This window comes from Kistimonas ophiarachnellae (assembly GCF_057552235.1).
Genome location: NZ_BAAJPA010000002.1, coordinates 345,118 through 370,491, shown reverse-complemented (window position 1 = coordinate 370,491; position 25,374 = coordinate 345,118). Strand labels below are relative to the sequence as shown.

The 25,374-nt window shown below is 52.2% G+C and carries 24 protein-coding genes; 13 read left to right on the top strand and 11 right to left on the bottom strand.

The features are described 5' to 3' along the window. Positions 1-134: 134 nt before the first annotated feature. From AC27K1_RS03870 to queF, 3 genes are read left to right on the top strand one after another with little or no spacing between them, the layout of a single operon-like run. Positions 135-1,049 (top strand): ABC transporter ATP-binding protein, encoded by a 915-nt coding sequence (locus tag AC27K1_RS03870; protein WP_487148443.1) that lies wholly within the window; start codon positions 135-137, stop codon positions 1,047-1,049. 20 nt (positions 1,050-1,069) lie between these two features. Further along, positions 1,070-1,867, top strand: coding sequence for an ABC transporter permease (locus AC27K1_RS03865; protein ID WP_487148442.1), 798 nt, complete (start codon positions 1,070-1,072; stop codon positions 1,865-1,867). Positions 1,868-1,878: 11 nt separating this feature from the next. After that, the gene (gene queF, locus AC27K1_RS03860; RefSeq protein WP_487148440.1) at positions 1,879-2,709 is read left to right on the top strand and encodes an NADPH-dependent 7-cyano-7-deazaguanine reductase QueF; all 831 of its coding nucleotides are present in this window, start codon (positions 1,879-1,881) and stop codon (positions 2,707-2,709) included. Between the two features lie 26 nt (positions 2,710-2,735). Here queF and AC27K1_RS03855 read toward each other — a convergent pair whose 3' ends face one another. Continuing rightward, positions 2,736-4,142 (bottom strand): adenylate/guanylate cyclase domain-containing protein, encoded by a 1,407-nt coding sequence (locus AC27K1_RS03855; protein ID WP_487148438.1) that lies wholly within the window; start codon positions 4,140-4,142, stop codon positions 2,736-2,738. A gap of 172 nt (positions 4,143-4,314) precedes the next feature. Here AC27K1_RS03855 and AC27K1_RS03850 point away from each other — a divergent pair, with 172 nt between their 5' ends. Continuing rightward, positions 4,315-4,878 carry a nitroreductase family protein gene (locus AC27K1_RS03850; RefSeq protein ID WP_487148436.1) on the top strand — a complete coding sequence of 188 codons (564 nt, stop codon included), beginning with the start codon at positions 4,315-4,317 and terminating at the stop codon, positions 4,876-4,878. A gap of 31 nt (positions 4,879-4,909) precedes the next feature. Here AC27K1_RS03850 and AC27K1_RS03845 read toward each other — a convergent pair whose 3' ends face one another. Genes AC27K1_RS03845 through rnd form a run of 3 tightly spaced genes read right to left on the bottom strand, consistent with a single transcriptional unit; the run spans position 4,910 to position 6,831 of the window. Next, positions 4,910-5,371 (bottom strand): YcgN family cysteine cluster protein, encoded by a 462-nt coding sequence (locus AC27K1_RS03845; RefSeq protein ID WP_487148435.1) that lies wholly within the window; start codon positions 5,369-5,371, stop codon positions 4,910-4,912. Between the two features lies 1 nt (position 5,372). After that, positions 5,373-5,666, bottom strand: coding sequence for a YcgL domain-containing protein (locus AC27K1_RS03840; RefSeq protein WP_487148433.1), 294 nt, complete (start codon positions 5,664-5,666; stop codon positions 5,373-5,375). Position 5,667: 1 nt separating this feature from the next. Then, positions 5,668-6,831 carry a ribonuclease D gene (rnd, locus tag AC27K1_RS03835; protein WP_487148431.1) on the bottom strand — a complete coding sequence of 388 codons (1,164 nt, stop codon included), beginning with the start codon at positions 6,829-6,831 and terminating at the stop codon, positions 5,668-5,670. Positions 6,832-6,984: 153 nt separating this feature from the next. On the opposite strand from rnd, the gene AC27K1_RS03830 reads away from it, so the two are divergent. Further along, a complete protein-coding gene (locus AC27K1_RS03830; RefSeq protein ID WP_487148429.1) occupies positions 6,985-7,230 on the top strand; it encodes a YecH family metal-binding protein in 246 nt (81 codons plus the stop codon). On the opposite strand, the gene ddpX is transcribed toward AC27K1_RS03830, so the two are convergent. The 3 genes from ddpX to AC27K1_RS03815 all read right to left on the bottom strand — a co-directional run bounded on the left by ddpX (position 7,224) and on the right by AC27K1_RS03815 (position 11,192). Further along, complete coding sequence (gene ddpX / locus AC27K1_RS03825) at positions 7,224-7,796, bottom strand: D-alanyl-D-alanine dipeptidase (RefSeq protein WP_487148428.1); 573 nt, start codon at positions 7,794-7,796, stop codon at positions 7,224-7,226. The genes AC27K1_RS03830 and ddpX overlap by 7 nt on opposite strands. Positions 7,797-7,901: 105 nt before the next feature. Next, on the bottom strand, positions 7,902-9,611 hold the full coding sequence (locus tag AC27K1_RS03820) for a bifunctional protein-serine/threonine kinase/phosphatase (protein WP_487148427.1): 1,710 nt from the start codon (positions 9,609-9,611) through the stop codon (positions 7,902-7,904). A 111-nt stretch (positions 9,612-9,722) separates the two neighbouring features. Then, the gene (locus AC27K1_RS03815; protein WP_487148425.1) at positions 9,723-11,192 is read right to left on the bottom strand and encodes a NarK family nitrate/nitrite MFS transporter; all 1,470 of its coding nucleotides are present in this window, start codon (positions 11,190-11,192) and stop codon (positions 9,723-9,725) included. A 419-nt stretch (positions 11,193-11,611) separates the two neighbouring features. On the opposite strand from AC27K1_RS03815, the gene nirB reads away from it, so the two are divergent. From nirB to AC27K1_RS03795, 4 genes are read left to right on the top strand one after another with little or no spacing between them, the layout of a single operon-like run. Next, on the top strand, positions 11,612-14,149 hold the full coding sequence (gene nirB, locus AC27K1_RS03810) for a nitrite reductase large subunit NirB (RefSeq protein ID WP_487148424.1): 2,538 nt from the start codon (positions 11,612-11,614) through the stop codon (positions 14,147-14,149). Positions 14,150-14,172: 23 nt separating this feature from the next. Beyond that, complete coding sequence (nirD, locus tag AC27K1_RS03805) at positions 14,173-14,520, top strand: nitrite reductase small subunit NirD (protein WP_345193057.1); 348 nt, start codon at positions 14,173-14,175, stop codon at positions 14,518-14,520. 3 nt (positions 14,521-14,523) lie between these two features. Beyond that, on the top strand, positions 14,524-15,753 hold the full coding sequence (locus tag AC27K1_RS03800; RefSeq protein WP_487148423.1) for an NAD(P)/FAD-dependent oxidoreductase: 1,230 nt from the start codon (positions 14,524-14,526) through the stop codon (positions 15,751-15,753). Positions 15,754-15,785: 32 nt separating this feature from the next. Further along, positions 15,786-18,467, top strand: a complete 2,682-nt coding sequence (locus tag AC27K1_RS03795) for a molybdopterin-dependent oxidoreductase (protein ID WP_487148422.1) — start codon at positions 15,786-15,788, stop codon at positions 18,465-18,467. On the opposite strand, the gene AC27K1_RS03790 is transcribed toward AC27K1_RS03795, so the two are convergent. From AC27K1_RS03790 to gltA, 4 genes are all read right to left on the bottom strand, one after another. After that, a complete protein-coding gene (locus AC27K1_RS03790; RefSeq protein WP_487148420.1) occupies positions 18,464-18,724 on the bottom strand; it encodes a hypothetical protein in 261 nt (86 codons plus the stop codon). The two genes, AC27K1_RS03795 and AC27K1_RS03790, sit on opposite strands and share 4 nt — an antisense overlap. Before the next feature lie 100 nt (positions 18,725-18,824). Next, the gene (locus tag AC27K1_RS03785; protein ID WP_487148418.1) at positions 18,825-19,430 is read right to left on the bottom strand and encodes an SCO family protein; all 606 of its coding nucleotides are present in this window, start codon (positions 19,428-19,430) and stop codon (positions 18,825-18,827) included. 29 nt (positions 19,431-19,459) lie between these two features. Beyond that, on the bottom strand, positions 19,460-20,188 hold the full coding sequence (locus AC27K1_RS03780; RefSeq protein ID WP_487148417.1) for a TerC family protein: 729 nt from the start codon (positions 20,186-20,188) through the stop codon (positions 19,460-19,462). A gap of 162 nt (positions 20,189-20,350) precedes the next feature. Continuing rightward, on the bottom strand, positions 20,351-21,640 hold the full coding sequence (gene gltA, locus AC27K1_RS03775) for a citrate synthase (protein ID WP_487148415.1): 1,290 nt from the start codon (positions 21,638-21,640) through the stop codon (positions 20,351-20,353). 463 nt (positions 21,641-22,103) lie between these two features. On the opposite strand from gltA, the gene sdhC reads away from it, so the two are divergent. From sdhC to AC27K1_RS03755, 4 genes are read left to right on the top strand one after another with little or no spacing between them, the layout of a single operon-like run. Beyond that, complete coding sequence (gene sdhC / locus AC27K1_RS03770; protein ID WP_487148414.1) at positions 22,104-22,478, top strand: succinate dehydrogenase, cytochrome b556 subunit; 375 nt, start codon at positions 22,104-22,106, stop codon at positions 22,476-22,478. Next, the gene (gene sdhD, locus AC27K1_RS03765) at positions 22,472-22,840 is read left to right on the top strand and encodes a succinate dehydrogenase, hydrophobic membrane anchor protein (protein ID WP_395178627.1); all 369 of its coding nucleotides are present in this window, start codon (positions 22,472-22,474) and stop codon (positions 22,838-22,840) included. Before sdhC ends, sdhD begins: the two co-directional genes overlap by 7 nt. A gap of 3 nt (positions 22,841-22,843) precedes the next feature. Then, entirely contained in the window at positions 22,844-24,616 is a 1,773-nt protein-coding gene (gene sdhA, locus AC27K1_RS03760; protein ID WP_487148411.1) for a succinate dehydrogenase flavoprotein subunit, read from the top strand. A 22-nt stretch (positions 24,617-24,638) separates the two neighbouring features. Further along, the gene (locus tag AC27K1_RS03755) at positions 24,639-25,343 is read left to right on the top strand and encodes a succinate dehydrogenase iron-sulfur subunit (RefSeq protein WP_395180359.1); all 705 of its coding nucleotides are present in this window, start codon (positions 24,639-24,641) and stop codon (positions 25,341-25,343) included. Positions 25,344-25,374 lie beyond the last annotated feature (31 nt).

Genomic DNA, 25,374 nt, shown 5'->3' with positions numbered 1-25,374 from the left:
AAGCACGCAGGGTTCCTGTCAACACGGCGTCTTCAGCCATTTTGATGTGGAAAATGCACATCTGTTTTTTGCAATAAAATACTATAAGATGCCCGTTTAAAGACTGATATAAGCATAAGGATCTGGACGATTACATGACCCGGGCATTGCAAATCCGCCAGCTTCACAAGACTTACGACAATGGTCATCAAGCGCTGAAAGGTATTGACCTGGATGTCCAGGAAGGTGATTTCTTCGCATTGCTGGGCCCGAATGGCGCGGGCAAGTCAACCACCATTGGCATCGTCTCCTCACTGGTTAATAAAACGTCTGGCGACGTTAATATCTTTGGCCACGACCTCGATAAAGACATGAGCCGTGCCAAACGCCAACTGGGCGTGGTTCCCCAGGAAATTAACTTTAACCAGTTCGAAAAAACGCGGGATATAGTCATTACCCAGGCGGGCTATTATGGCATTTCCGCCAATGAGGCCGGTGCACGGACCGAGTTATATCTCAAGAAACTCGGGCTCTGGGACAAGCGCAATGTTCAGTCCCGAATGCTGTCTGGCGGGATGAAACGCCGGCTGATGATTGCCCGTGCATTGGTCCATGAACCCCGTCTTCTCATTCTGGATGAGCCAACGGCAGGTGTTGATATCGAACTGCGTCGTTCATTATGGGAGTTTCTGCGGGAAATCAATGGCAAGGGTACGACGGTTATTCTCACCACCCATTACCTGGAAGAAGCGGAACAGCTGTGCCGCAATATCGCGATCATTGACAAGGGTATGATCGTCGAAAATACCAGCATGAAAGCGCTGCTGGGCAAATTGCAGAAAGAGAGCTTCCTGCTCGATACCCGCGACCCCATCAACGACATGCCTGATTTTGCGGGTTATGTCGTGCGCAAGGTCGATGACAGTTGCCTTGAAGTGGAAGTGAACAAGAACCAGGGGCTGAATGGGCTGTTCCAGCAGTTGAATGCATCCAGTATTGATGTCATCAGCATGAGAAACAAAGCCAACCGGCTGGAAGAACTCTTCGTCGGCATGACGGCCCAGGGATAACAGAGAACAGGAATACAGGTGTGAACACGAACAGGGGTTCCTATCCGGTCCGGGAAAACTGGATCGCTTTCTATACCATATTTGTCAAGGAAATCCGCCGGTTTCTCCGGATCTGGCCGCAGACACTGTTGCCGCCGGCGATCACCATGGCGCTCTATTTTGTAATTTTCGGGAATGTGATCGGTTCGCGCATTGGCGAAATGGGCGGCTTTGATTACATGACGTTTGTCGTGCCCGGATTGATCATGATGTCGGTGATCACCAACAGCTACAGCAATGTGGCGTCCAGTTTCTTCGGTAACAAGTTCCAGCGCAGCGTGGAAGAACTGCTGGTGTCGCCGGTGCCTAACTGGATCATCCTGATGGGATTCGTGATGGGCGGCGTATGTCGTGGGCTTGGCGTGGCGTTTATTGTGACGCTGTTGTCGCTGTTTTTCGTGGATTTCCAGGTGTACGATATTGGCGTCACCGTGCTGGCGATATTCCTCACCGCGACCCTGTTTGCGCTGGGTGGATTTATTAATGCACTTTATGCCAGGTCTTTTGATGACATTTCCATCATTCCAACGTTTGTCCTGACGCCGCTGACCTATCTGGGTGGTGTGTTTTATTCGGTTCGGATATTGCCGGAATTCTGGCAGGGACTTTCCCAGGTCAACCCGATCCTGTACCAGGTCAATGCTTTCCGCTACGGCCTGCTGGGCTACAGTGGCGTGGTAAACCTTGGGCATGCATTTTTGATGATGGGAGTGGCCGTCATCATCTTGTTTGGCTACAGTCTTTACCTTTTGAATACAGGCAAGGGCCTGAGAAACTGAGTTCCGTTGTAATGAACACATCCGTGGAAGCGTCCCCGCTGGGCAAGCACAGTGACTATGTGGCTGAGTACGATGCAAGCCTGCTTTTTCCGATTCCCCGCGCGCCCAAGTGGGAAGCGAACGGACTGGTGGCCGCCAGTTTGCCGTTTACCGGGGTTGATATCTGGAATGCTTATGAGTTGTCCTGGCTGAATCACCGCGGCAAGCCGGTTGTGTCCGCCGGGGTGTTCACGATTCCCTGCGATTCGGAATGCATCATTGAATCCAAGTCGTTCAAGCTGTATCTGAATTCCTTCAACCAGACCCGGTTTGAGTCGGCCGCAGAGGTGCAGGCGACCATGGCCCGGGATCTCAGCCGGGCAGCCGGTGCACAGGTGCGCGTGGAGATCCTCTCAATGAATGCGCTGGAACAGCGCGGGCTAACTTTACTGCAGGGCGAGTGTATTGATGAGCTGGATGTTGCCATTGATACCTATCAGCTGGACAGCAGTCTGGTACAACCTTCGGCTGATGATGAACGTGTGTCAGAAACGTTGTACAGCCATTTGCTGAAGTCCAATTGCCCGGTAACGGGACAGCCCGACTGGGGAACGCTGGTGATTGATTACCGTGGGCCGCGCATTGATCGTGAGTCGTTGCTGAAATACATCTGCTCCATGCGTCAGCATCAGGATTTTCATGAGCAGTGTGTAGAGCGGGTTTTCCTCGACATCATGGCTCAGTGCCGGCCGGAAGCGCTCACTGTCAGTGCACGTTACGTGCGTCGTGGCGGGTTGGATATCAATCCGTGGCGGACCAATTGTGGCAAGGAAGCAGATAACGGCCGTCTGGCGCGTCAATAAGTATCCTGATGAATGGACGGGCCGGGTCAGACAATGATCCGGTCTTTCAGTTTTTCCGAGGCATCCTTCAAAGCCTTTAATATTCGCTCTTTGTCGTATGACTGTATGTTTGTGGTATCCAGATAGAGCGAAAAGCCCTTCATTTCATGCTCCACATAGCTTTTTGTGGCGCCAAGATCGCGACGGAAATCCATGACCTCGTAAACAGGGACAGGGCGTGGAATCCCTTTTACCTGAACCTCACCCTCTGCACGGCAGAGAATCACATCCTTGACCAGTGACCAGGTTTCTTCTGCAATCAAAATCTGGTTGGTACCCGCACGGCTTTCCAGACGACTGGCGAGGTTAACGTTGCCGCCAATGATGGTGTAATCCATCCGGGAGGCTGTGCCGAAATTGCCAACGGTACAGAAGCCGGTACTGATGCCCATCCGGATGTTCAGCGGTTTGCGAATGCCTTTACTGCGCCAGTGCTGCCGCAATACTTTCATATGCTTGCGCATGGCGATTGCCATGGAAACGGCCGCCAGTGCATCGCGGCGGTCCCCCTGGGGACGATGATCACCGAAGTAAACCATCAGGCTGTCACCAATGAATTTATCAATGGTGCCGCCAAAGTGCAGGGCGATACGGGACATTTCGTCCAGATAATGGTTCAGCAGCCCTGTCAGCGCCTCTGGATCCATTTCATCCGTAATGTCAGTAAAACCTTCTATATCAGAGAAAAATACGGTCAGGCGTTTTCGGCGGGGCGCCAGGCTGGCGTGAGACCGTCCTGCACTCAGGGACTCATGAACCCGTGGCGGCAGGTAGCTGGTCATGTTGTTGACCAGTCGGGCGTATTGTTGTTTCTGTTGTTGAGCCTGCTGTTGTAACCGGTTGATCGCAATGACTTTTACGGAAGAAAGCCAGCTGTTGAATAACAGGTAGATCAACATGCCGCAGGCAAGGATGCTATTGGTGACCAAGGGTAGCGTAGTATTGATTTTGGCATCAGGCAGCAAGGTATGTGTCAGCAGTAACAACCCTGAAAATAACAGGGTCTGTAAACACATGAACCGGAAACCATGTGCGCTGATGCTGCTGACAGAGAGCAATGACAGTGTGACCAGTGAGACAAACAGCGGTAGTCCGGCGGCTGCCAGCATCACGCTGAGAAGCATGGTGTCCAGCGTAATCAAGAGCCTGGAAATCGAGCGAGATTCCGGTTTGCTGTTCTGCGTCGTGCGCCAGATCCATCCGGTCAGGAAATAACTCAAGTATGGCCAGGACAGAATCGCGGCTGCAACCCAGTACCAGTAAGGCTCAAGCCCGTTTAGCCAGCAGGCTGACAATACGGTCGTCGTGGCGGTCAACCACAGGAGGCTTCTGGCCAGCAGGAATGCGTTATGAATCAGGAACTGTTTGACGTCAGTGACGGTAACGCTGGTCATAGTTAAGAATTATTATCGTGCCAGGCCATTATTCGCGGATTTAATGGTAGTCTCTGCGTACATGCGTCCCATTATCGCCAGTGGTTATGGGAAAGCAAACATTTTGTCCGTCGGCGTTACACCTTCGGCGGTTGTATAAATAGTCATCTGTTGTGTTGTCAGGAGGTTTTGAGTGGATGCCATTGAAGCGCTAACGGGGCGAGTCTCTGTCCCACGATTAGTCGAGCCTGCACCATCATCTGAACAACTGGATATCCTGTTTCAGGCGGCACTGAGAGCGCCGGATCATGCCATGTTGCGTCCGTGGCGTTATATCACCATTTCTGGTGAGGCCCGTGAACGGTTAGGTGAGCTTTATGCAAGGGCGGCACAGGCGGATCAACCGGATCTTGAAGACGAGATGCTGGATCGCTACCGGGGGCTGCCATTACGGGCGCCAATGTTGGTGGCGCTGGTGCTGACGCCACAGCAACACCCCAAGGTGCCTGAAATTGAGCAGGTACTATCGCTGGGGGCGGCCTGCCACGGCATGATGGTGGCAGCTCATGCCATGGGGATTGGGGCGATGTGGCGAACAGGCGCTATCAGCTATCACCCACTGGTTGAAGAGGGGCTTGGTCTGACAGGTGATGAAAAACTGTACGGTTTCATGTACCTCGGCACACCGTACGGCGTCCGGAAAAAGCGGCCACAGCAGGCTGTTTCGGATTTCGTTTCGGCATGGCCTGAAGGATAAACGCAAAGTGACGGAGCGTTTTCCTGTGCCGTCAGTCAATCCAGTGGATGATGTGCTCTTCCCAGTCTTCTTCGGGCACCCGGTCTTCGCTCATAACCCGCTGCTGGACGGAAATGCCTGCGAGATGCACAGTCTCAGGGGTGCCTGAGACCAGCGGGTGCCATTCCGGGAGATCCTTGCCTTCCGACACCAGTCGGTAGGCGCAGGTGCTGGGCAGCCAGTGGAATTCCGGAATGTCATTGACGGTCAGGTGAATGCATTCGGGGGCAACCGTCGCCCGTTGCGGGTAAACCTTGCAGCGACAGGAGTCGGTATCAAGGTGCCGACAAGATAACGCGGTGTAGCAGACTTCGCCGGTGTCTTCGTCTTCCAGCTTCTGGAGACAACACCGGCCACAGCCATCACAGAGTGACTCCCACTGGGTTTTGCTCATGTCTTCCAAACGAACCGTGCGCCAGAAGGCGTCGGTCTGCGATGCAGTTGTATTGCTCATATCAAACGGGGTCATTGAAACTCAGAAATTCTTCCGGCAGGGTTTGCAGGTAGTCCTCCCGGACAGGGGGCATCTGCAGGTGATAGCCTTGTGTCTGGATATTATCCATAACCTTGGCGGTGTCTTCCCGTGCCAGTTTCCGTTCAGGTGTCAGTAACATGTCCATAACGGGTACCGGTTTTCCGAAGACTTTCAGCAGTCCCTCCGGAGTCGCTTCCAGCCCTTTCCGTTTTTCCACGTAAAGGTACATTTCTTCTTTGACCGGGCTTTTGTAGATGGATACCAGCAGTTTCACGTCATGACTCCTCTGACTGTTGCTGCATGTTATTCAAATGGACGATGAGGTTATCCAGAATCGTTTCCCGACGCCAGCTTCCCAGGGCATTCAGTAATGTGGGGGTAGCGTTAAATCCTCCCGTGTTGAGATACTGCCTGACCAGTGTGTTGGCCAGGAGTTTCACGGGGATCAGCTCCCGGGCGATATGCAGGGTTTCCGACGTTGTATGGCAGTAGTTGCGAATGGCTTCAATCCAGGGCTTTGCACGCTTGGGGAGCGGTGCAGGGAGGCGGTCAGGCCATTCGGACTCAGGCACTTTCAGTGCTTCGCGAATACGCGTCAGAATGGCTGGGCCGTGCACTCGCAGAATCGCTGGTGTCATTCGCTCTATACGCTTGAGCTTGTCGAGGCTGTCGGGCTGATAACGGGCCAAGGGCCAGAGGCTGGCTGCATGGATCACCTTGTTACGGGGAACATCCAGTTGTCTGGCGGTCTTTTCCCTGAACTGGCAAATGGCGCGTAATACGGCCAGCTGGCGGGGAAACAGTTTCCAGGCGAGTTTGGCATCCCGCCAGGCTTCGCCGGGATCTGGCTCATGACGGGCGTTACGAATCATGCTGTCACAGTCTTCGCGATGCCAGTCCAGTCGTTGTTTGTCTGCGAGTTGTGAAGTCAGAATCGGATACAGTTGATTCAGGTAATAAACATCTAATGCAGCATAACGAATCTGGTTGTCACTGAGCGGGCGGGCGAGCCAGTCAGACCGGGTTTCATCCTTGGCCAGCTCGACCCCCAGGAAGCGTTCAACCAGCCGCTGATAACCCATACAGTGGTCAGTACCCAGGAAAGAGACGGCCAGTTGCGTATCAAATACCGGGTCGGGCAGGGTGCCCAGCAGACGCTGAAACACTTCCAGGTCTTCGCCAGCGGCGTGCATCACTTTGATAATATCGGTATTTTCAAGAATCGCGCGGAACGGCGTCCAGTCAGTGATGGTCAGGGGGTCAATCAGCATGACCTGATCGTCATGCCCCGCCTGAATCAGGCCGGGAATCGGGTAAAAAGTGCTTGTGCGAATAAACTCGGTATCAAGCCCCAGGTAGGGGACATCCTGCCACTGCAGGCAGGCCTGTGCGAGGCTTTCGTTGTCAGCGATCCATTGAATCTGTGGTGCATCGTCCATCTGGAGGTGGCCTTGCGCAAAAGGTCGATTATATGAGGAATGGAGCCACGTTGCTTTAAATAAAAAATGTTATGGCAGATGGGATTAATACGCATGTCTGTAACAGGCTGACTTTTGTACCTTTGTACGCCTAAACCATCAGGAGTGTTATCCATGACAAAAACGGTTCACGGGCGCAAGGTGCTGAGCATGGTGCTGGAGTCTGGGCAGCCCTACAGTCGCGATGCCCTAAAGGACGCAATGGCTACCCAGTTTGGTCAGGATGTGCAGTATCACACCTGTTCTGTGCAGGAACTGTCCGCTGATGGCCTTATAGACTTGTTTCTGGGTAAGGGAAAACTGGTCCAAACCGATGCCGGCATCATTGGCGACGCCAGCAAGCAGTGTGGTCATCACTGAGTTGGCATGAGCTGCGTGCCTGCTTCCTGGTCGGTGAGGGTCGGGAAGCGCTCGCAGTCCGGCAGCTGGTAGTGCCACCATTCGTAATCAAATTTCTCAAAGCCTGCCGTATGCATCAGGCCCGCCAGTAACAGCCGGTTTTTCCTGGCTTCCACGGACACCGATTCATTCAGGTGCCAGGCGGCTTCCTCAAAATCATCAAAACCGGTTCCCATATCCAGTTCTGTGCCACTGGCGCGGTCGACAAGGGTCAGGTCTATTGCGACTCCGCGACAGTGGGGGCAACGGCCAGTGTCCGGATCTGATACATAATCGCTGCCGGGAAAGGCATTCCAGAGTACCCTTTGTGCCTCGACAGGGCGAAAGGCGTCCCACAGCTTTAATTTCAAGCCAAGACCAGCAGCATGGGAAATCGCGCTATTTAAGCAGTCAGCCGCTTCCTGGCGCAGATAGCAGCGGCTATTGTGGTAGATGCTTTTGCCCGTCACGTTATGCGTTGTGGCGTAGTAGAGTTCAATATCGACATCAAACTGTTCACGGGTGATTTCGGTCAGTGTGGCGATCACGGCACTACCTTGCAGCTTGTTGGGTTTTGATACTCCTTTCAGTGTAAGTCATAGCGAGACTTATATTTGGCAGATGGCAGGATCTTCAGCCAGCAGGTTTTGTTCTTACTGGAAAAACTGCCAGAGATTGATGCCACCCAGCAGAATACACAGTAATTGCCAGAACAGGGTTGGATTTCTCGACATCAGTGGCTGAAAGTCGGCACTTTGGAATGCCGGATTGGGGGTGGAAAGGTCCTGACAGAATTCCGATAACGCCTCATAACGTTCCGTCGGGTTGGGGGCGACGGCTTTGGCCAGCGCCTGATTGATCCATTCGGGCAGGTCGGGACGGTCATCCGTCACCGGACGGTACCGGAGATGCTTGTAGTGCTTGATGCGAATACTGTTCCCGGCGACTTCGCGGTAGGGAAGGTTCCCAGTCAGCATCTCATAGACAATGACCCCGACGGCGAACTGATCGGCACGGTAATCAATGGCGCCACCCAGAAAATACTCGGGAGCGACATAATTCTTGGTGCCCTGAGGGGTATTGTCATGGAGACCTGAAAGGATTTCAGTGTCGCCGGCGACCCGTGCGGCACCAAAGTCGATCAGCCGGACCCGGCCATCCCGGTCAATCATCAGGTTTTCAGGTTTCAGATCCTGATGCAGGATCTGCATCCGGTGCAGGCCGCGAAGGGCGCTGACGATCTGGCGAGTCAGATCCCTGACGGTATTGAGGTCAGGCTTGGGGTTGTCCTGCATCCAGCCGCGCAATGTCTGTCCCTGGATGTACTCGCAGGCATGGTAGAGAAACTGTTTACCCGGCTTCGGCGGGTAGAGGGCCATGATCGCGGGGTGATTGACGCGTCGACCAATCCATTCTTCCCGAAGAAAACCATCCAGGTAGAGTGGATCGTCTTCAAAGTTGACTGATGGCGTCTTGATCACGACCTGTTGACCCGAAGCGGTGTCTTCAGCCAGGTAGAGCTGGCTGCGGGTACTGGCATGAAGGGTTTCCAGGATACGATAACCATCCAGAATATGTCCTGGTTCAAGATCGGGTGGAAAACGCAATTGTGCCAGACGTTCCAGTGTTTCATGGTTGTCTTCTGTCGGTAGGCCTTCAATACGGCAAATGACGGCTGTCAGGTTATCGCTGCTACCGGCAGAGAGGGCGGCTTGAACGAGACTGTCGGCTATTTGCTGGAGTCCTGAGTTTCCCTGACAACAGGCGATGATCTCCCTGTGACTCAAAACATCATGAATACCATCCGTAGTGAGAATGAACACATCCTCTGCTTGCAGAGTTTCTGTGCGGTAATCCACTTCCGTATGGCGATGCATGCCCAGTGCGCGTGCCAGGTATTGTCGCTGACCAAGACGTGAAGTGTGATCTTCGGTCAGGCATTCCAGCTGCTGGTTCCTGCTGCGGTAGATACGACTGTCACCAATATGCAGCAGGTGGGCGGTATTGGATTTCAGAACGATGCCGGAAAAGGTCGTGCAGAGATCGGTATCATTGTGAATGTGATGCTGACCCTGGTAATGCAGCCAGCTGTTAATGGCGGTGATGACTTTACCGGCGGCATGGCGCACCTGCCAGGAATCCGGCGTGCTGTAATAGTCCGCCATGAACGACGAAATGCTGGTATGGCTGGCTTCCCGTGCCCGGGTGCAGGCACTGACACCGTCGGCGACTAGTGCCACGGCGCCTTTGTGGGTGAGCGTGTTGCTGTTGTCGGGAATGCGGATCGCACAGGCATCCTGGTTTTCCGGCTTGATGCCGGCGCTGGTGCTGAAAGCGTAGTCAACGTCTAGCCTGTTGCTCATACTGCCCGTTTACCTGTCCTTAAAAAAAAGAGGGTGACTGCTGCCAGTCACCCGAATGTACCACTGACAGACTCAACCGGGGGAGTCTGTCATGGTATTTGCCGGTGATGCTCAGGTCACATCGATCATGGTGACCGTGCCATCTGGCATGACTTCTGTCATCTGTCCCTTGGGCTCTTCCAGGAACAGAAGGGTCATGAAGCCCAGTACCGCGGTGCCTGCAATCACGAGGAAGAAAGTCTGGTAGTCCACCAGGGAAAGTACGGTCAGGTAGAAGACGGCGCCCACATTACCGTAAGCGCCGGTCATGCCTGCGATCTGGCCCGTCAGGCGGCGCTTGATCAGCGGTACTACCGCAAATACGGCGCCTTCACCGGCTTGTACGAAGAAGGAACAGGTCATGGCGGCGACAACGGCAAGCACCAGCGGCCAGCTGGAATCGATAATGGACATGGTGGCGTAACCAACAGACAGTCCTGCCGTTAATACCAGCAGGGTTGTCTTGCGGCCGAAGCGGTCACTGATCAATCCGCCACCGGGACGTGACATCAGGTTCATGAAGGCATAGGCCGAAGCGACCAGGCCGGCCATGACCGGATCCAGTTCGAAGGTGTCCATGAAGAACAATGGCAGCATGGAAACAACGGCCAGCTCAGAGCCAAACGTGGCAAAGTACAGGACGTTCAGCACGGCAACCTGCTTGAACTTGTACTGATGGATAGTGGGAACGGGCTTGCTGAAGAGGCTTTTGTTGATTTGCCAGGCTTTCCAGGCATCCACGAGGTAAAGCAGAGTCAGACCGACGTATATTGCCGTGGAGATTTCCGCTGACAGCATACTGACCCCTTGAGGTGACAGTTTCCAGGTCAGCAGTGCCAACGCGGCATACATTGGGATTTTCATAATCAGCAACAGCGCGAAATCACCTTTGGATGTGACTTCCATACCGCCCAGGTTCTTTGGCCGGAAATAGGTTGAACCTTTTGGGGTATCACTGACACTCATGTAGTAAACGACGCTGTATGCCAGTGACATCAAGCCTGTTATGCCGACCGCATAGCGCCAGCCATCCTCGCCGCCGAACAACAGGGCGACTGTAGGCAGAGTCATGGCCGCAGCAGCGGAACCAAAGTTGCCCCAGCCGCCATAGATGCCTTCAGCAGTACCCAGCTGCTTGGCAGGGAACCACTCAGACACCATCCGGATACCAATCACAAAACCGGCGCCGATACAGCCCAGCAGGAAACGGGCGATGGCGGCCTGGGTGAAATTGTCGGCCAGCGCGTACATAAAGCAGGGAATACTGCAAAGCGCGAGTAATGCCGAATATACACGGCGGGGGCCAAACCGGTCGGTCAACATACCGATGATCACGCGGGCAGGGATGGTCAAGGCCACGTTCAGGATTAAGAGGGTCTTGAGCTGTTCCCGAGTGAGTGACAGCGAGTCAGCAATCGCTGTGACCAGCGGCGCATGGTTAAACCAAACGACAAAGGTAATAAAGAAGGCGATCCATGAAAGGTGCAGGACGCGCATCTTTCCTGTAAATGAAAATAGATTGATTTTATCGGGTTCTGACATGTCTGCTCCTTGTCGAGACGTGCGTTATTGTTGTCAAGATCTCCTTGAGCAAAGATCAGGCCAGAGTGGTGATGTTGTGTTGTTGAGGCGGATTGATCATCGGACTAAAGCGGTTTTATTCCCTCCTATGGGTTTTTCTTTAGGGAAATGGATGAATGTCGCCACTGCCTGACGGGCACATTCGTTGTGCCCGGGGAAATTTACTGCACCAAATTGTGTGTGTCCTGAAGCACTGAAATAAACCCCTGTCGTGCTCCGTCTTGGTGCAGCGCGTCCAGAATGACGTGTTCTAGTTGTAAATATTTCCTCTAATGCATTGTTATTTAAGAAGTATCTGACTTAGGCGTGATATTTGCTTTATCGGTGTAGTCAGGTTGGTTTCATCCAACGCGAGAACAATAAAATGACTGGAGCCAGGTATGCAGCATAAGGAAACACTGGTCGTAGTAGGCAATGGCATGGTGGGCCATCGGTTTATCGAAAAGCTGGTGGATGCCGGTGGCCTTGAGCAATATGACGTCATTGTTTTTGGTGAAGAACCGAGGCCTGCATACGACAGGGTACATTTAAGTGAGTTTTTCAGTGGTAAGACTGCTGATGATTTGAGCATGGTTAGCAGTGGTTTTTACGATCAGTCAGGTATTGAGCTGGTGCTTGATGATCGTGTTGCCAGCATTGAGCGATCAACACAGACCGTCGTGTCAGACAGTGGTCGTCGGGTCGCCTACGATAAACTGGTGCTGGCGACAGGTTCCTATCCTTTTGTTCCCCCTGTGCCGGGCCATGACCGGGACAACTGCTTTGTCTATCGCACGATTGAAGACCTGGAAGCCATTCGCGAATCTGCCCGAACCGGCAAGGTGGGGGCTGTTGTCGGTGGTGGGTTGCTTGGTCTTGAAGCCGCCAAGGCGTTGAAAGACCTGGGGTTGGAAACCCATGTTGTTGAATTTGCTCCCCGTCTCATGGCCGTACAGGTGGATGAAGGCGGTGGTGCCATGTTGCGCAGGAAAATTGAACAGCTGGGTGTGTCCATCCATACCAGCAAAAACACGCAGCAGATTGTGGATGGTGAGGACTGTTTCCATCAGATGCAATTTGCCGATGGCGAAGTGCTCGATACCGATATTGTGTTGTTTTCAGCAGGTATCCGTCCGCGCGATGAGTTGGCTCGATCGTGTGAGTTAGCGCTCGGTGAGCGTGGTGGAATTGTCATTGATAACCAATGTCGCACATCGGATCAGGCTATCTACGCGATAGGTGAGTGTGCATTGTGGGATAACCGGATTTTTGGTCTTGTAGCGCCTGGTTACCAGATGGCGCAGGTTGTCGTAGATGATCTGCTGGGCAAGGAAGGCAGTGAGTTTGTCGGCGCCGATATGAGTACGAAACTGAAGCTGATGGGGGTTGATGTTGCCAGCATTGGTGATGCCCATGGCCGTACGCCGGGTGCGTTAAGTTATCAGTATGTTGATGAGGAAAGGGAAGTTTATAAACGGCTGGTGGTCTCCAAAAGCCGGAAGAAACTGCTGGGCGCCGTTCTCATTGGTGATGCTGATGACTACGGTTCACTACTGCAGATGATGCTCAACGACATTCGTCTGCCAACCAAGCCTGCACAGTTGATTTTGCCTGCCAGTGATGGTGCGGCGCCTGCAGGGCTGGGGGTCACGGCATTGCCGGAAACAGCGCAGATCTGCTCTTGTTTTAATGTCAGTAAGGGCGCTTTATGCAGCGCTGTCGCGGAGGGTTGTCAGGATATTGCTTCGCTGAAAAATGCTACTAATGCCGGTACTGGCTGCGGTGGGTGCTCCGCGCTGGTCAAACAGGTGCTGGACAGCGAACTCGAAACAATGGGCATTGAAGTCAAGAAGGATATCTGTGAGCACTTCCCTTATTCACGGCAGGAACTCTATCACCTGGTCAGGGTGGGTGAGATCAAGAGCTTCCAGGCAATGTTGGAAAAACATGGCACCGGCCATGGTTGTGATATCTGTAAGCCAACGATTGGATCTATCCTGGCATCCTGCTGGAACGACTATGTCCTGAAAAAAGACCATGCCCACCTTCAGGATACCAATGACTACTACCTGGGCAATCTCCAGAAAGACGGTACGTATTCCGTGGTTCCCCGTGTGCCGGGTGGCGAGATCACACCAGAAAAACTGATTGTGATCGGTGAAGTGGCCCGGGATTTTAACCTTTACACCAAAGTGACCGGTGGTCAGCGGATTGATCTGTTCGGTGCCCGTGTCCATGAACTGCCGTCTATCTGGAAACGGCTTGTGGATGCTGGGTTTGAAACCGGACACGCCTACGGCAAGGCAATGCGGACGGTGAAATCCTGTGTCGGCAGTACCTGGTGCCGTTATGGGGTCCTCGACAGTGTCGGGATGGCGATTCAGATCGAAACCCGCTATCGCGGTATCCGCTCACCGCACAAGATCAAGCTGGCGGTATCTGGCTGTACCCGGGAGTGTGCTGAGGCTCAGAGTAAGGATTTTGGTGTGATAGCCACCGAAAAAGGCTGGAATCTCTACGTCTGCGGCAATGGAGGTATGAAGCCCCGGCATGCGGACCTGTTTGCCACAGAATTGGACGATGAGGCGCTGATTCGCACCATTGATCGCACCATGATGTTTTATATCCGGACGGCTGACCGGTTGCAGCGAACGTCTGTCTGGCTCGAAAACCTTGATGGCGGGTTGGACTATCTGAAAGAAGTCATTCTCGAAGACAGCCTGGGTATCGGCGAACAGCTGGATGCAGATATGGTCCGGTTGGTTGGAACCTATGAATGCGAATGGAAGAAAACCATCGAAGACCCTGAGCAGTTGAAGCGATTCCGGCATTTCATTAACAGTGATGCAACCGACGATAACGTGGTGTTTGTCAGTGAACGCCAGCAGATTCGTCCTGCTTTAGAAAGTGAAAAGTCACTGATTGCGACGAGTGCCTGATCAGAAACGCCAAGGAGACAATGATGGAACAGTGGACAACGGTTTGCAGCCAAAATGACCTGATACCCTACCTGGGCGTCTGTGCCCTGGTGGCAGAAAAGCAGGTTGCGCTCTTTCAGGTAGGCGACAGTTTGTATGCCATTGATAATTACGACCCGGTCAGTCGTGCGAATGTGCTTTCGCGGGGGATTGTGGGGGATCTCAAGGGCGAGCTGGTTGTGGCATCACCGGTCTACAAGCAGCATTACTCGTTGCTGACGGGGCAGTGTCAGGAAGAGCCTGAGATCAAACTGTCAGTGTACCCGGTACGAGTACTGGATGGCATGGTTCAGGTCTCGCCAAACCCGGACACCCGGGCGCAGGCAGCCTGAGTTATGCGACGGCAGCAGCTTGTAGTCATCGGCAATGGTATGGGAAGCGTACGTTTCCTGGAAACGCTGGTGGCCGGAGGGGAGTATGGTTATGACATTACAGTACTGGGTGATGAGCCGGATCCGGGCTATAACCGGATCATGTTATCCCCTTTGCTGGCCGGGGAAATTCCTTTTTCTGACACGGTGTTAAGGTCGCGTCAATGGTACGAAGAAAACGGGATTACATTGCATACTGGTGCAGACTTTCGGGTTGTTTCAATTGACCGGCTGCAACGTCTGATTGTCACCGCAGCAGGTCAGCCGTTTTCTTATGATCACCTGGTGCTGGCTACCGGTTCTCATTCCTATATTCCCGATATTCCGGGGGGCCGTTTTCAGGGTGTTGTGCCGTTTCGAGGTTATGGTGATGTGGAAGCCATGCTGAGCGCAGCAGAATCTGGAAAACACGGAAAACGGGCTGTCGTGATTGGTGGTGGTCTGCTGGGGCTTGAGGCCGCCAATGCATTGAACTGTCGAGGCATGCAGGTCACCTTGGTGCATAGTCAGTCTGTACTTCTGAATCGTCAGTTGGATGCCTATGCCGGTCAGTTATTGCAGGGTGAGCTGGAATCCCGAGGCATTGCTTTTCTGAAACCTAAACGCACAACCTTGATTAAAGGTGTTGATGGTCGAGTCACAGGCGTGGGTTTCAGTGATGGCTCATGCATTGATGCAGATCTCGTAGTGTTTGCCATTGGCATTCGACCCAATGTGCAGTTGGCTGTTGAATCCGGACTTGCCTGTAAGCATGGCGTTCTGGTGGATGATTTGATGTTTACTAGCGATCCGGCAATCAGCGCTATCGGTGAGTGTGTTCAGCATGGCGATGAAACTTTCGGGCTGGTGGAGCCCGTCTATTCGCAGGCGGTAACCCTTGCGCGTCGTTTGCCAGGTGAAATACAACCATTCGTTTCACGACCCTCGGCAACAAAGCTGAAAGTCAGTGGCGTACAGCTGTTCTCCAGTGGTCGGTTTCAGGGGGAGGGGGGTGATGAAGTCATCACTCTGAAGCATCCCGATGCTGGCATTTATCGACGACTGGTCATTCGTGATAACCGGGTGGTGGGTGTGTTGCTTTATGGTGATACTTCCGATGGTGCCTGGTATCAGGAATTGCTGGAGTCTGGCCAGGATATCAGTGCATACCGGAATACATTGCTGTTTGGATCTCAGTTTGCTGCTGTAGCGTGACGGCGAAGCAGACAGTCATTGGAGGTGTTGTCATGTCTGTAACGGAAGCGGCTGAGATCAGAACAACCTGTGCCTATTGTGGCGTGGGTTGCGGTATCGTCGCAGAAACACCTGCCCTTGATGCAGAAGTGATTGCGGTCAGTGGTGACCCGTTGCATCCCGCCAACCAGGGACGACTATGTTCCAAGGGCAGTGCCCTGGGCGAGACCGTCCATCATGAAAATCGTCTTTTATATCCCATGGTGAACGGCAACCGTGTGACCTGGGATGCAGCCATAACCGATGTCGTCAGTCGTCTGCAGTCGACCATTGAACAATATGGCCCACAATCTGTAGCGCTGTACGGCTCAGGGCAGTTATTGACGGAAGATTATTATGTGGCCAACAAGCTGATGAAAGGCTTTGTTGGCAGTGCGAATATTGATACCAACTCCCGGCTTTGCATGGCATCAACGGTCGCTGGCCACAAGCGGGCCTTTGGCACTGACACGGTGCCGGGTTGTTATGAAGATCTTGAGCTGGCTGACTGCCTGGTGCTGGTTGGTTCAAATATGGCCTGGTGTCATCCCGTTCTGTTTCAGCGGATACGCTCCGTTAAGCAGGCGCGGGGCGACCGGATGAAGATTATTGTCATTGACCCGCGTCGTACCGATACCTGTGATATTGCAGACCTCTTCTTGCCAATACAGCCGGGTACAGACAGCGTACTGTTTAATGGTTTGCTGATATGGCTGCTTGAACAGGAAAAAGTTGATCACTCCTATATAAACCAGCATACGAGCGGATTTGATCGCACTTTGGAACTAGCTCGTGTTACGTCACCTACGGTGCATGCTGTCTCCGAAAAATGTGGCCTTGAACCAGAGGCCGTAGAAAACTTTTACCGTTGGTTTGCTGAGAATGATCGCTCGGTCACGGCCTGGTCTCAGGGTGTCAATCAATCCAGTGCAGGAACCGACAAGGTCAATGCCATTATTAATTGTCATCTGGCTACCGGACGTATCGGAAAACCAGGTAGCACGCCGTTTTCACTGACAGGGCAGCCCAATGCTATGGGAGGACGGGAAGTCGGCGGGCTCGCGAATCAGCTGGCGGCACATCTTGAGTTTAATCGGACGGACGATATTGAGCGGGTCGCACGATTCTGGCAGGCACCCAATATGGTTGAAAAGCCGGGTTTAACGGCCGTGGAGATGTTCGATGCTGTTGCCAACGGTGATATTCGCTTTATCTGGATTATGGGAACAAACCCGGTTGTCAGTATGCCGGATGCTGACTGGGTAAAAGAGGCGCTCATGCTGTGTCCCACGGTTGTTGTATCGGACTGCATCAGAAATACGGATACGGCAGATGTCGCGGATATTCTTTTACCCGCCGCCGGCTGGAGCGAGAAGGATGGCACAGTGACCAATTCTGAACGGCGTATTTCACGGCAGCGACGCTTGCGAGCACCTGTTGGAGAATCGCGATATGACTGGTCGATAATGGCGGAAGTGGGGCGGCGTCTAGGGTATGGGGAGGCGTTTTCATTTCAATCGCCAGTAGAGGTTTTCAGGGAGCATGCGGCATTATCGGCGTTTGAAAACTCTCCGGCGATTCGGTCTCGAGATTTTAATATTGGTGGTTTGATGTATATCACCGATGAAGGTTATGAAGATCTAGTCCCGATTCAATGGCCTGTTCCAGATACTGTTTCGGTTGGGATGGCAAGGCTGTTCAAAGATGGCCATTTCTTTACAGAGACAGGAAAGGCCAATTTTATTCCTGTCAGTGAACCAACGCCTGCTAATGTGCCCAATGAGCACTACCCGTTGGTGCTTAATACCGGACGGGTTCGCGATCATTGGCATACCATGACGCGAACCGCTCTTGCCCCAAGGTTGAACCAGCACCGGGATGAACCCTTTGTGGAACTTCATCCGGATGATGCCGCCTTTCGAGATATTACTGATCAGTCACTGGTATTGGTTTCATCGCCGTATGGGCAGGTGGTTGTTCGTGCAAGGGTGACGACAGGTCAGCAGCCGGGTCATGTTTTTGTACCCATGCACTGGTCTGGGCAATTTAGCCGTTCAGGGCGTGTTGGCAGTGTCGTTAATCCGGTTGTGGATCCATTCTCCCGCCAGCCCGATAGTAAATATACGCCTGTCGAACTTAGCGCCTTTTTATCTCGACGTTACGGTGTTTTGTTGAGCCGGTTACCTATCGCATTACCTGAAACTGACTATGCAGTATCAGTAAAATCATCGGCTTGTTACCGGTATGAACTGGCTACTACCGATGATCATGAGGCGGGTTTGACTGCCTTTTTGCCTGATCTTTCAACCGCATCAGTGATTGAGTATGGTGATAATGCTATCGGGGTAAAGCGTTATCTGTATCTGCAGGATGGCAAGGTGATAGCCATGTTGTTTGAATCGCAATCCTACGAATCCCTGATTGATCGTGCCGGGCTTGAGTCTGTTTTTATCGAAAGCCAGGGGCTGTCTGTTCCTCAATGGCAGCTGTTATCGGGGCAGCCTGGTAAAGGGGCAGAGTGTCAGGGACGTCAGGTTTGCGCCTGCTTTGGGGTGGGTGAGAAAGCGATTATTTCGACTATTCAGCAAGAAAAGCTTGAATCTGTTGAGTCTGTGGGTGGAGTGCTCAAGGCGGGTACGAATTGCGGTTCCTGTATTCCGGAAATTCGTCAGTTGTTAGCGTCAGTGAATGGCTAATGGTAAGTGTCGGTCTGAACAATCTCAGCCTGAATCGGCTGGTTTGCAGAAGTAATTTCGATTAAGTATTGGCAATGACAGCCAGGACAGCGGCAGGTCAAGGTGCCTGCCTTTTGCCTGATGATTCGCACTTCCGGAATAACAACAGCCTCATCGCACTGGCACGGACAAGACCAGCTTAATATTGCGTTATTTATAGCAATATCAAAACAGGTGCCGTCAAAATAGAAGCCTGTATAGCGACGTACTTCATTCATGAAAACTGCATGTATCTGAAAAAAAGCTTGCCAATTTAACCGCAACGGGTCATTGGCAAGCTGTCCATGATTTGAGTATAGCGAGCTGTGGTCACGGTTTTCAGCCGTTGGCTGCATCCCTGATGGCGCTGATTTGCTCTGTCAGATCTGTGACGCTGTGGGGCGGATTAAAGTATTTATAAACTTGGAGGTCCGGACCTATCAGCGTTAGCGCCCCGGCATGATCAACCAGGTACACGCCATTACTGTCAGGTTCTCCAATACGGTAGGGCAGGTAGAGGCTGCCGGTCAGCTGGTCTATTTGGCTTCGTGTCCCTGTAGCGGCAGCAAAATCGTCATTAAAAAAGCGGATGTACTCATTCAGACGTTCCGGGGAATCTCTGTCAGGATCGACGGAGACAAACAAAACATTGACTGGTTGTTCTGCAGGCAATTGTTGATGTAGCTGGTTCAGCAGAGAAAGGGTGGTCGGACAGACGTCGGGGCAAAACGTGTAGCCAAGGAATAACAGTGTCCATTGACCTTCCAGAGATTGCTCGGTGATTTGTTTGCCGAGATGATTGTTTAGAGTGAAAACGGGAACGCGGTTATAGGTTGTGGGTTGTTGTGTCGGTTGATTCATCTGCTGAAACGTATAGGCACCCGCAGCGATTCCCGCTAAAGCAACGATAATCAGTAGCAGCCGTGTAAGGGCAGTAGTTGGCATGGTAAATCCTGTTTTATTGGTATACGACGCTATCCTCCTGCAGAACGGGTCGCAGACCTGCGTCGATGAACTTTTATGTTAATTATTTCGACGCAGAGTGAAAAGGCCATGGCGAAATAGATGTAGCCTTTGGGGATGTGGAGTGACAGTCCTTCACCTATCAGAGATACACCCACCAGAATCAGAAAACTGAGTGCCAGCATTTTCAAAGTGGGATGCTTATCGACAAAATCACCAATGGGTTTGGCGGCAAATAGCATCACCAGAACGGCAATGACAATCGCAATGACCATGACCGGCACATGATCCGCCATGCCTACCGCAGTGATGACGGAGTCGAGGGAGAAGACGATGTCCAAAATCGCGATTTGAACCAGTACTATCATGAAACCTGATAGTGCGGTTTTTACGACATTACTGCTGTCATGCTCCATGGCGCTGTGAATTTCATGGGTGCTTTTGGCCAATAGGAATAGCCCGCCACCAATAAGAATCAGGTCTCTGCCGGATATCTCCTGGTCAAGAATGCTGAAGAGAGGGTTTGTCAGTTGCATTACCCAGGCGATAGACAACAGCAAAAGTACCCGGGTGCACATGGCGAGTATAAGGCCAATGGTTCGTGCTTTTTGTCGTTGATGTTCGGGGAGTCGGCCAGCGAGTATGCTGATGAAGATGATGTTGTCGATACCAAGAACAATTTCAAGGGCAACCAGCGTGATCAGTGATATCCACGCTTGCGGGTCTGCCAGCCATTCCATGGAGTCTTCCTGTTGTTCGAATTGTCTGTGTTATATCGGCTTAATGTAGCAGGAAAGTGTGCTTAACGTATAAAGCGTACGGGAGTGGTTAGTTTGGTAGCAGGTAAAGCAAAGCGCCACATAACAATGTGGCGCTACTTATCAATCTTAAGCGAGATAAGATTAACGCTTATCGACAGGTGTATAATCGCGAGCTGCTGGCCCTGTATACAGCTGGCGAGGACGACCGATCCGGTAGGATCCGCTGATCATCTCATGCCAGTGAGCGATCCAGCCTGGGGTACGACCGATGGCGAAGATAACAGTGAACATCTCCGTCGGGATCCCCAGAGCCTTGAGGATAATGCCTGAGTAGAAGTCAACGTTGGGGTATAGCTTCTTGCTGATGAAGTATTCATCTTCAAGTGCAATCTTCTCCAGACGCTTGGCGATCTTGAACATCGGGTCATCGCCCAGTCCCAGCTCGTTCAGCACTTCATCGCAGGTCTCTTTCATCACCTTGGCGCGAGGGTCGAAGTTCTTGTAAACCCTGTGGCCGAAGCCCATCAGGCGGAAAGGATCGTCCTTATCTTTGGCTTTTGCGATGAATTGATCGATATTCTTCTCGTCACCGATCTCATCAAGCATTTTCAGTACGGCTTCGTTTGCGCCACCGTGGGCAGGACCCCACAGAGCGGCAATGCCCGCAGCAATACATGCAAATGGATTGGCGCCACTGGAGCCAGCCAGTCGAACCGTAGAGGTGGACGCATTCTGCTCATGATCAGCATGCAACAGGAAGATACGGTCCATGGCCCTAGCGAGCACGGGGCTGACATGGTATTCCTCGCACGGAGTTGCGAACATCATGTGCAGGAAGTTGCCGCCATAACCGAGATCATTCCTCGGATACATGAAGGGTTGACCAATGGAGAATTTATAGGCCATGGCTGCCAAGGTCGGCATCTTGGAAACCAGGCGATACGCTGTGATTTCACGATGGCGTTCGTTCGTGATGTCAAGGTAGTCATGGTAGAAGGATGCCAAGGCACCGACTAGGCCGCACATGATCGCCATCGGGTGGGCGTCACGGCGGAAACCTTTCAGCAGTTCAACCATTTGTTCGTGAACCATGGTGTGACGCAGGATGGTTGTGCTGAAAGTCTCTTTACTTTTTGCGTCTGGCAGCTCCCCGTACAGGAGCAGGTAGCACACTTCAAGGAAGTCGGAATGTTCTGCGAGTTGTTCTATCGGATAGCCGCGATGGAGCAAGACGCCTTTTTCACCATCGATATAGGTGATTTTGGATTCGCAGGATGCGGTGGATACAAAGCCCGGGTCGTAGGTGAAGTAACCATTGCTGGTCAGTCCCCGGACATCAATAACATCTGGTCCTGTGGTTCCGCTAAGAACGGGTAACTCCAGAGAGAGATCAGAACCTTCAATGGTCAGCCGCGCAAGCTTCTCAGCCATCTGGCCTCCTATCATGCTGTTCTTGGCTATTGTTTATAGAGAACCCTTGCCGTTTTGTATCAATTATGATCAACCGATCAGGGTTCATTATTGTGAAGTCGGCTCAACTATAGAGACATAAAAGTTTTTGTCAAACGCTGACGTCAATAGAGAATGTACTTAAATAAGGCTTGAAGAGTTACCGATTTTTACGCATGGATTGCGCACTTTACTGGGGCGTTTTGGGTTGGGTGTGATGCGTCGTGGTGCAGGCATTTTTGTCTTTGATAACCTAGGGTTATGATTGGTGTGTAGTGGGCTAAGTCGTTGTAATTAAAAACCGAGATGTCTATACTGCGAGGCCGTAAGCCTTGGGTAGTCGGTACTTAGGTGTGGGATGCTGGCAAGTGACTGCCCTCTTCAGATCACGCACAAAAATCCAGCAAAAAAATGTCCTTGGCGGACCAGTTAAGGTAGATCACTCGTGAATAGCAAAAGACCAGTCAACCTCGACATAACTACTATAAGGTTGCCGTTACCAGCCTATACCTCAATTCTTCACCGTATCTCCGGCGTCATTTTGTTTGTTGGCATCGCGTTTCTTCTTTATGGACTTGATCTTTCGCTTGGCTCGAAAGAGGGGTTTGAGCAGTTGAAGGAATGCCTGCAGAGTCCAATTGCCAAGTTTATCGCATGGGGTTTGTTGTCTGCGCTGGCCTATCATTTTGTGGCCGGTGTGAAGCATCTCTTCATGGATATCGGTATTGGTGAAGGTAAAGCCTCTGGCGTGGTGGGCGCCAAGCTTACGATCGCAGCTTCTGCGGTCCTGATTGTTCTTGCGGGGGTGTGGGTATGGTAACCAATATTACAAACCTTTCTCGGAGTGGGCTGTACGACTGGATGGTGCAGCGTGTTACCGCCATTGTCCTTGCCGCTTACTGTGTTTTCCTGACGATTTATCTGGTGGTCAATCCCGGTCTGGGTTTTGAACAGTGGAGTGCACTTTTTCAGCAGACCTGGATGCGTGTCTTTACCATGATGGCGCTGCTTGCTCTGGGTGCCCATGCCTGGGTGGGAATGTGGACCATTTCCACTGACTATCTGACCGAAAAGGCGCTGGGTAGCAAGGCACTGTTTATTCGGTTTTCTTTTCAGGCGCTTTGTGGTGTTGCGATGTTCAGCTATGTGGTCTGGGGGATCCAGATCTTGTGGGGGCTATGATTTATGACCGGAATTCGAACTCTGTCTTTTGATGCCATTGTGGTCGGTGGCGGTGGTGCCGGTATGCGTGCTGCCCTGCAGCTGACTGAGTCAGGGCTGAGGACGGCTTGTGTTACCAAGGTTTTCCCCACGCGTTCGCATACGGTTTCTGCGCAGGGTGGAATTACCTGTGCGATTGCCAGTGCTGACCCCAATGACGATTGGCGCTGGCACATGTATGACACCGTTAAAGGGTCAGACTACATTGGCGATCAGGATGCCATTGAGTATATGTGCTCTGTAGGCCCTCAGGCTGTGTTTGAGTTGGAGCACATGGGGTTGCCATTTTCCCGTACCGAAACTGGTCGTATCTATCAGCGTCCCTTTGGTGGTCAGTCTAAAGATTTTGGTAAAGGTGGTCAGGCAGCCAGAACGTGTGCTGCGGCTGACCGTACAGGTCATGCGCTGCTGCATACCTTGTACCAGGCAAACCTCAAGGGCGGTACAACCTTCTTTAATGAATGGTATGCCGTTGATCTTGTGAAAAATCAGCGCGGCCAGGTTGTTGGTGTTGTTGCCATTTGTATCGAGACCGGTGAAACCGTCTATATCAAAGCCAAGGCAACGGTTCTTGCTACTGGTGGTGCCGGTCGGATTTATAAGTCCACCACGAATGCCCTGATTAACACCGGTGATGGTGTAGGGATGGCGTTACGTGCAGGATTCCCGGTTCAGGATATGGAAATGTGGCAGTTCCATCCAACCGGTATTCATGGTGCGGGAACCTTGGTCACGGAGGGGTGTCGCGGTGAAGGTGGCTACCTGATTAACAGTGAAGGTGAGCGTTTTATGGAGCGCTACGCACCTAACGCCAAGGATCTTGCAGGTCGTGACGTTGTTGCTCGCTCCATGGTTATTGAGATTCTTGAAGGGCGTGGTTGTGGTCCAAATAAGGATCACGTGCTCCTTAAGCTGGATCACTTGGGTGAGGAAACCTTGAATCTCAGGTTGCCGGGTATTTGTGAACTTTCACGGACATTTGCGCATGTCGATCCCGTCAAGGCGCCCATCCCTGTTGTGCCAACTTGTCATTATATGATGGGCGGTATTCCAACAAATATTGGTGGGCAGGCGCTTACGCAGATCGAAAACGGGGAAGATGCCATTATTGATGGGTTGTATGCCTGCGGTGAGGCTGCCTGTGTGTCTGTGCATGGTGCTAACCGCCTGGGTGGCAACTCACTGCTGGATCTCGTGGTCTTCGGTCGAGCTGCAGGTCTGCAGATAGAGAAAAGCCTGAAAGAAGGTTTTGATAGCATGGATGCCAGTGATACCGATCTGGATCAGGCCATGGCTCGTTTGAATCGCTTGAATGCCAGCGCGACCGGTGAAAGTGTCGCTGCGGTGCGGAAAGATCTGCAAAATACCATGCAGCTTTATTTTGGTGTATTCCGCGAAGGCGAAAGCATGCAAACAGGGTTGGGCATGCTGAATGAGATCGGTCAGCGACTCCAAAATCTGCACCTCGAAGATAAAAGTCAGGCATTTAATACCGCACGTATTGAAGCGCTTGAGCTGGAAAACCTCTATGAAGTCGCTTATGCAACGGCGGTTGCTGCGGAAGAACGGAAGGAGTCCCGCGGAGCGCATGCCCGGAATGACTTCCAGGAGCGCGATGATGAAAGTTGGCTCAAGCACTCCATCTATTTCCCTGCCGACAAGCGAATTGGTAAGCGGGATGTGAACTTTGCTCCAAAATCCATGGAGCCGTTCCCGCCGAAAATCCGTACATATTAAGGTGATGGGGGAGATTATGACGCTGAATGTGAGTGTTTATCGTTACAATCCGGAAACGGATAACGCGCCTTATATGCAGGATTTCAAGCTTGAAGTGCCTGAAGGTAAGGATTTGATGGTGCTTGATGTCCTGAATCTGTTGAAAGAGCAGGATTCTGGATTGTCATATCGACGTTCGTGCCGGGAAGGGGTTTGCGGCTCTGACGGCATGAATATCAGTGGTACCAATGGCCTGGCGTGCATTACACCGCTCTCTGAAGCAGTGCGCAAAGGCAAGCTGGTATTAAGGCCGCTGCCTGGCCTGCCGGTGATTCGTGATTTGGTCGTGGATATGAGTCTTTTCTATAAGCAGTATGAAAAGATGAAGCCGTATCTGATCAATGATACCTCTCCTCCTGCTATTGAACGGCTGCAATCGCCAGAAGAGCGTAGCAAGTTGGATGGGTTGTATGAGTGCATACTGTGTGCCTGTTGCTCAACATCCTGTCCTTCTTTCTGGTGGAATCCTGACAAGTTTGTTGGGCCGGCAGGGTTGCTTCAGGCTTATCGTTTCCTTGCGGATAGTCGTGACACAGCAACTCAGGAGCGCTTGTCTGCATTGGATGATCCGTTCAGCGTCTTTCGCTGCAGGGGAATCATGAACTGTGTCAGCGTCTGTCCAAAAGGCCTGAATCCTACAAGGGCAATCGGTCACATCAGGGATATGCTGCTGAGAAGTGGCACATAAATAGTCAGGGCTCCGTCGGGAGCCCTGTCAA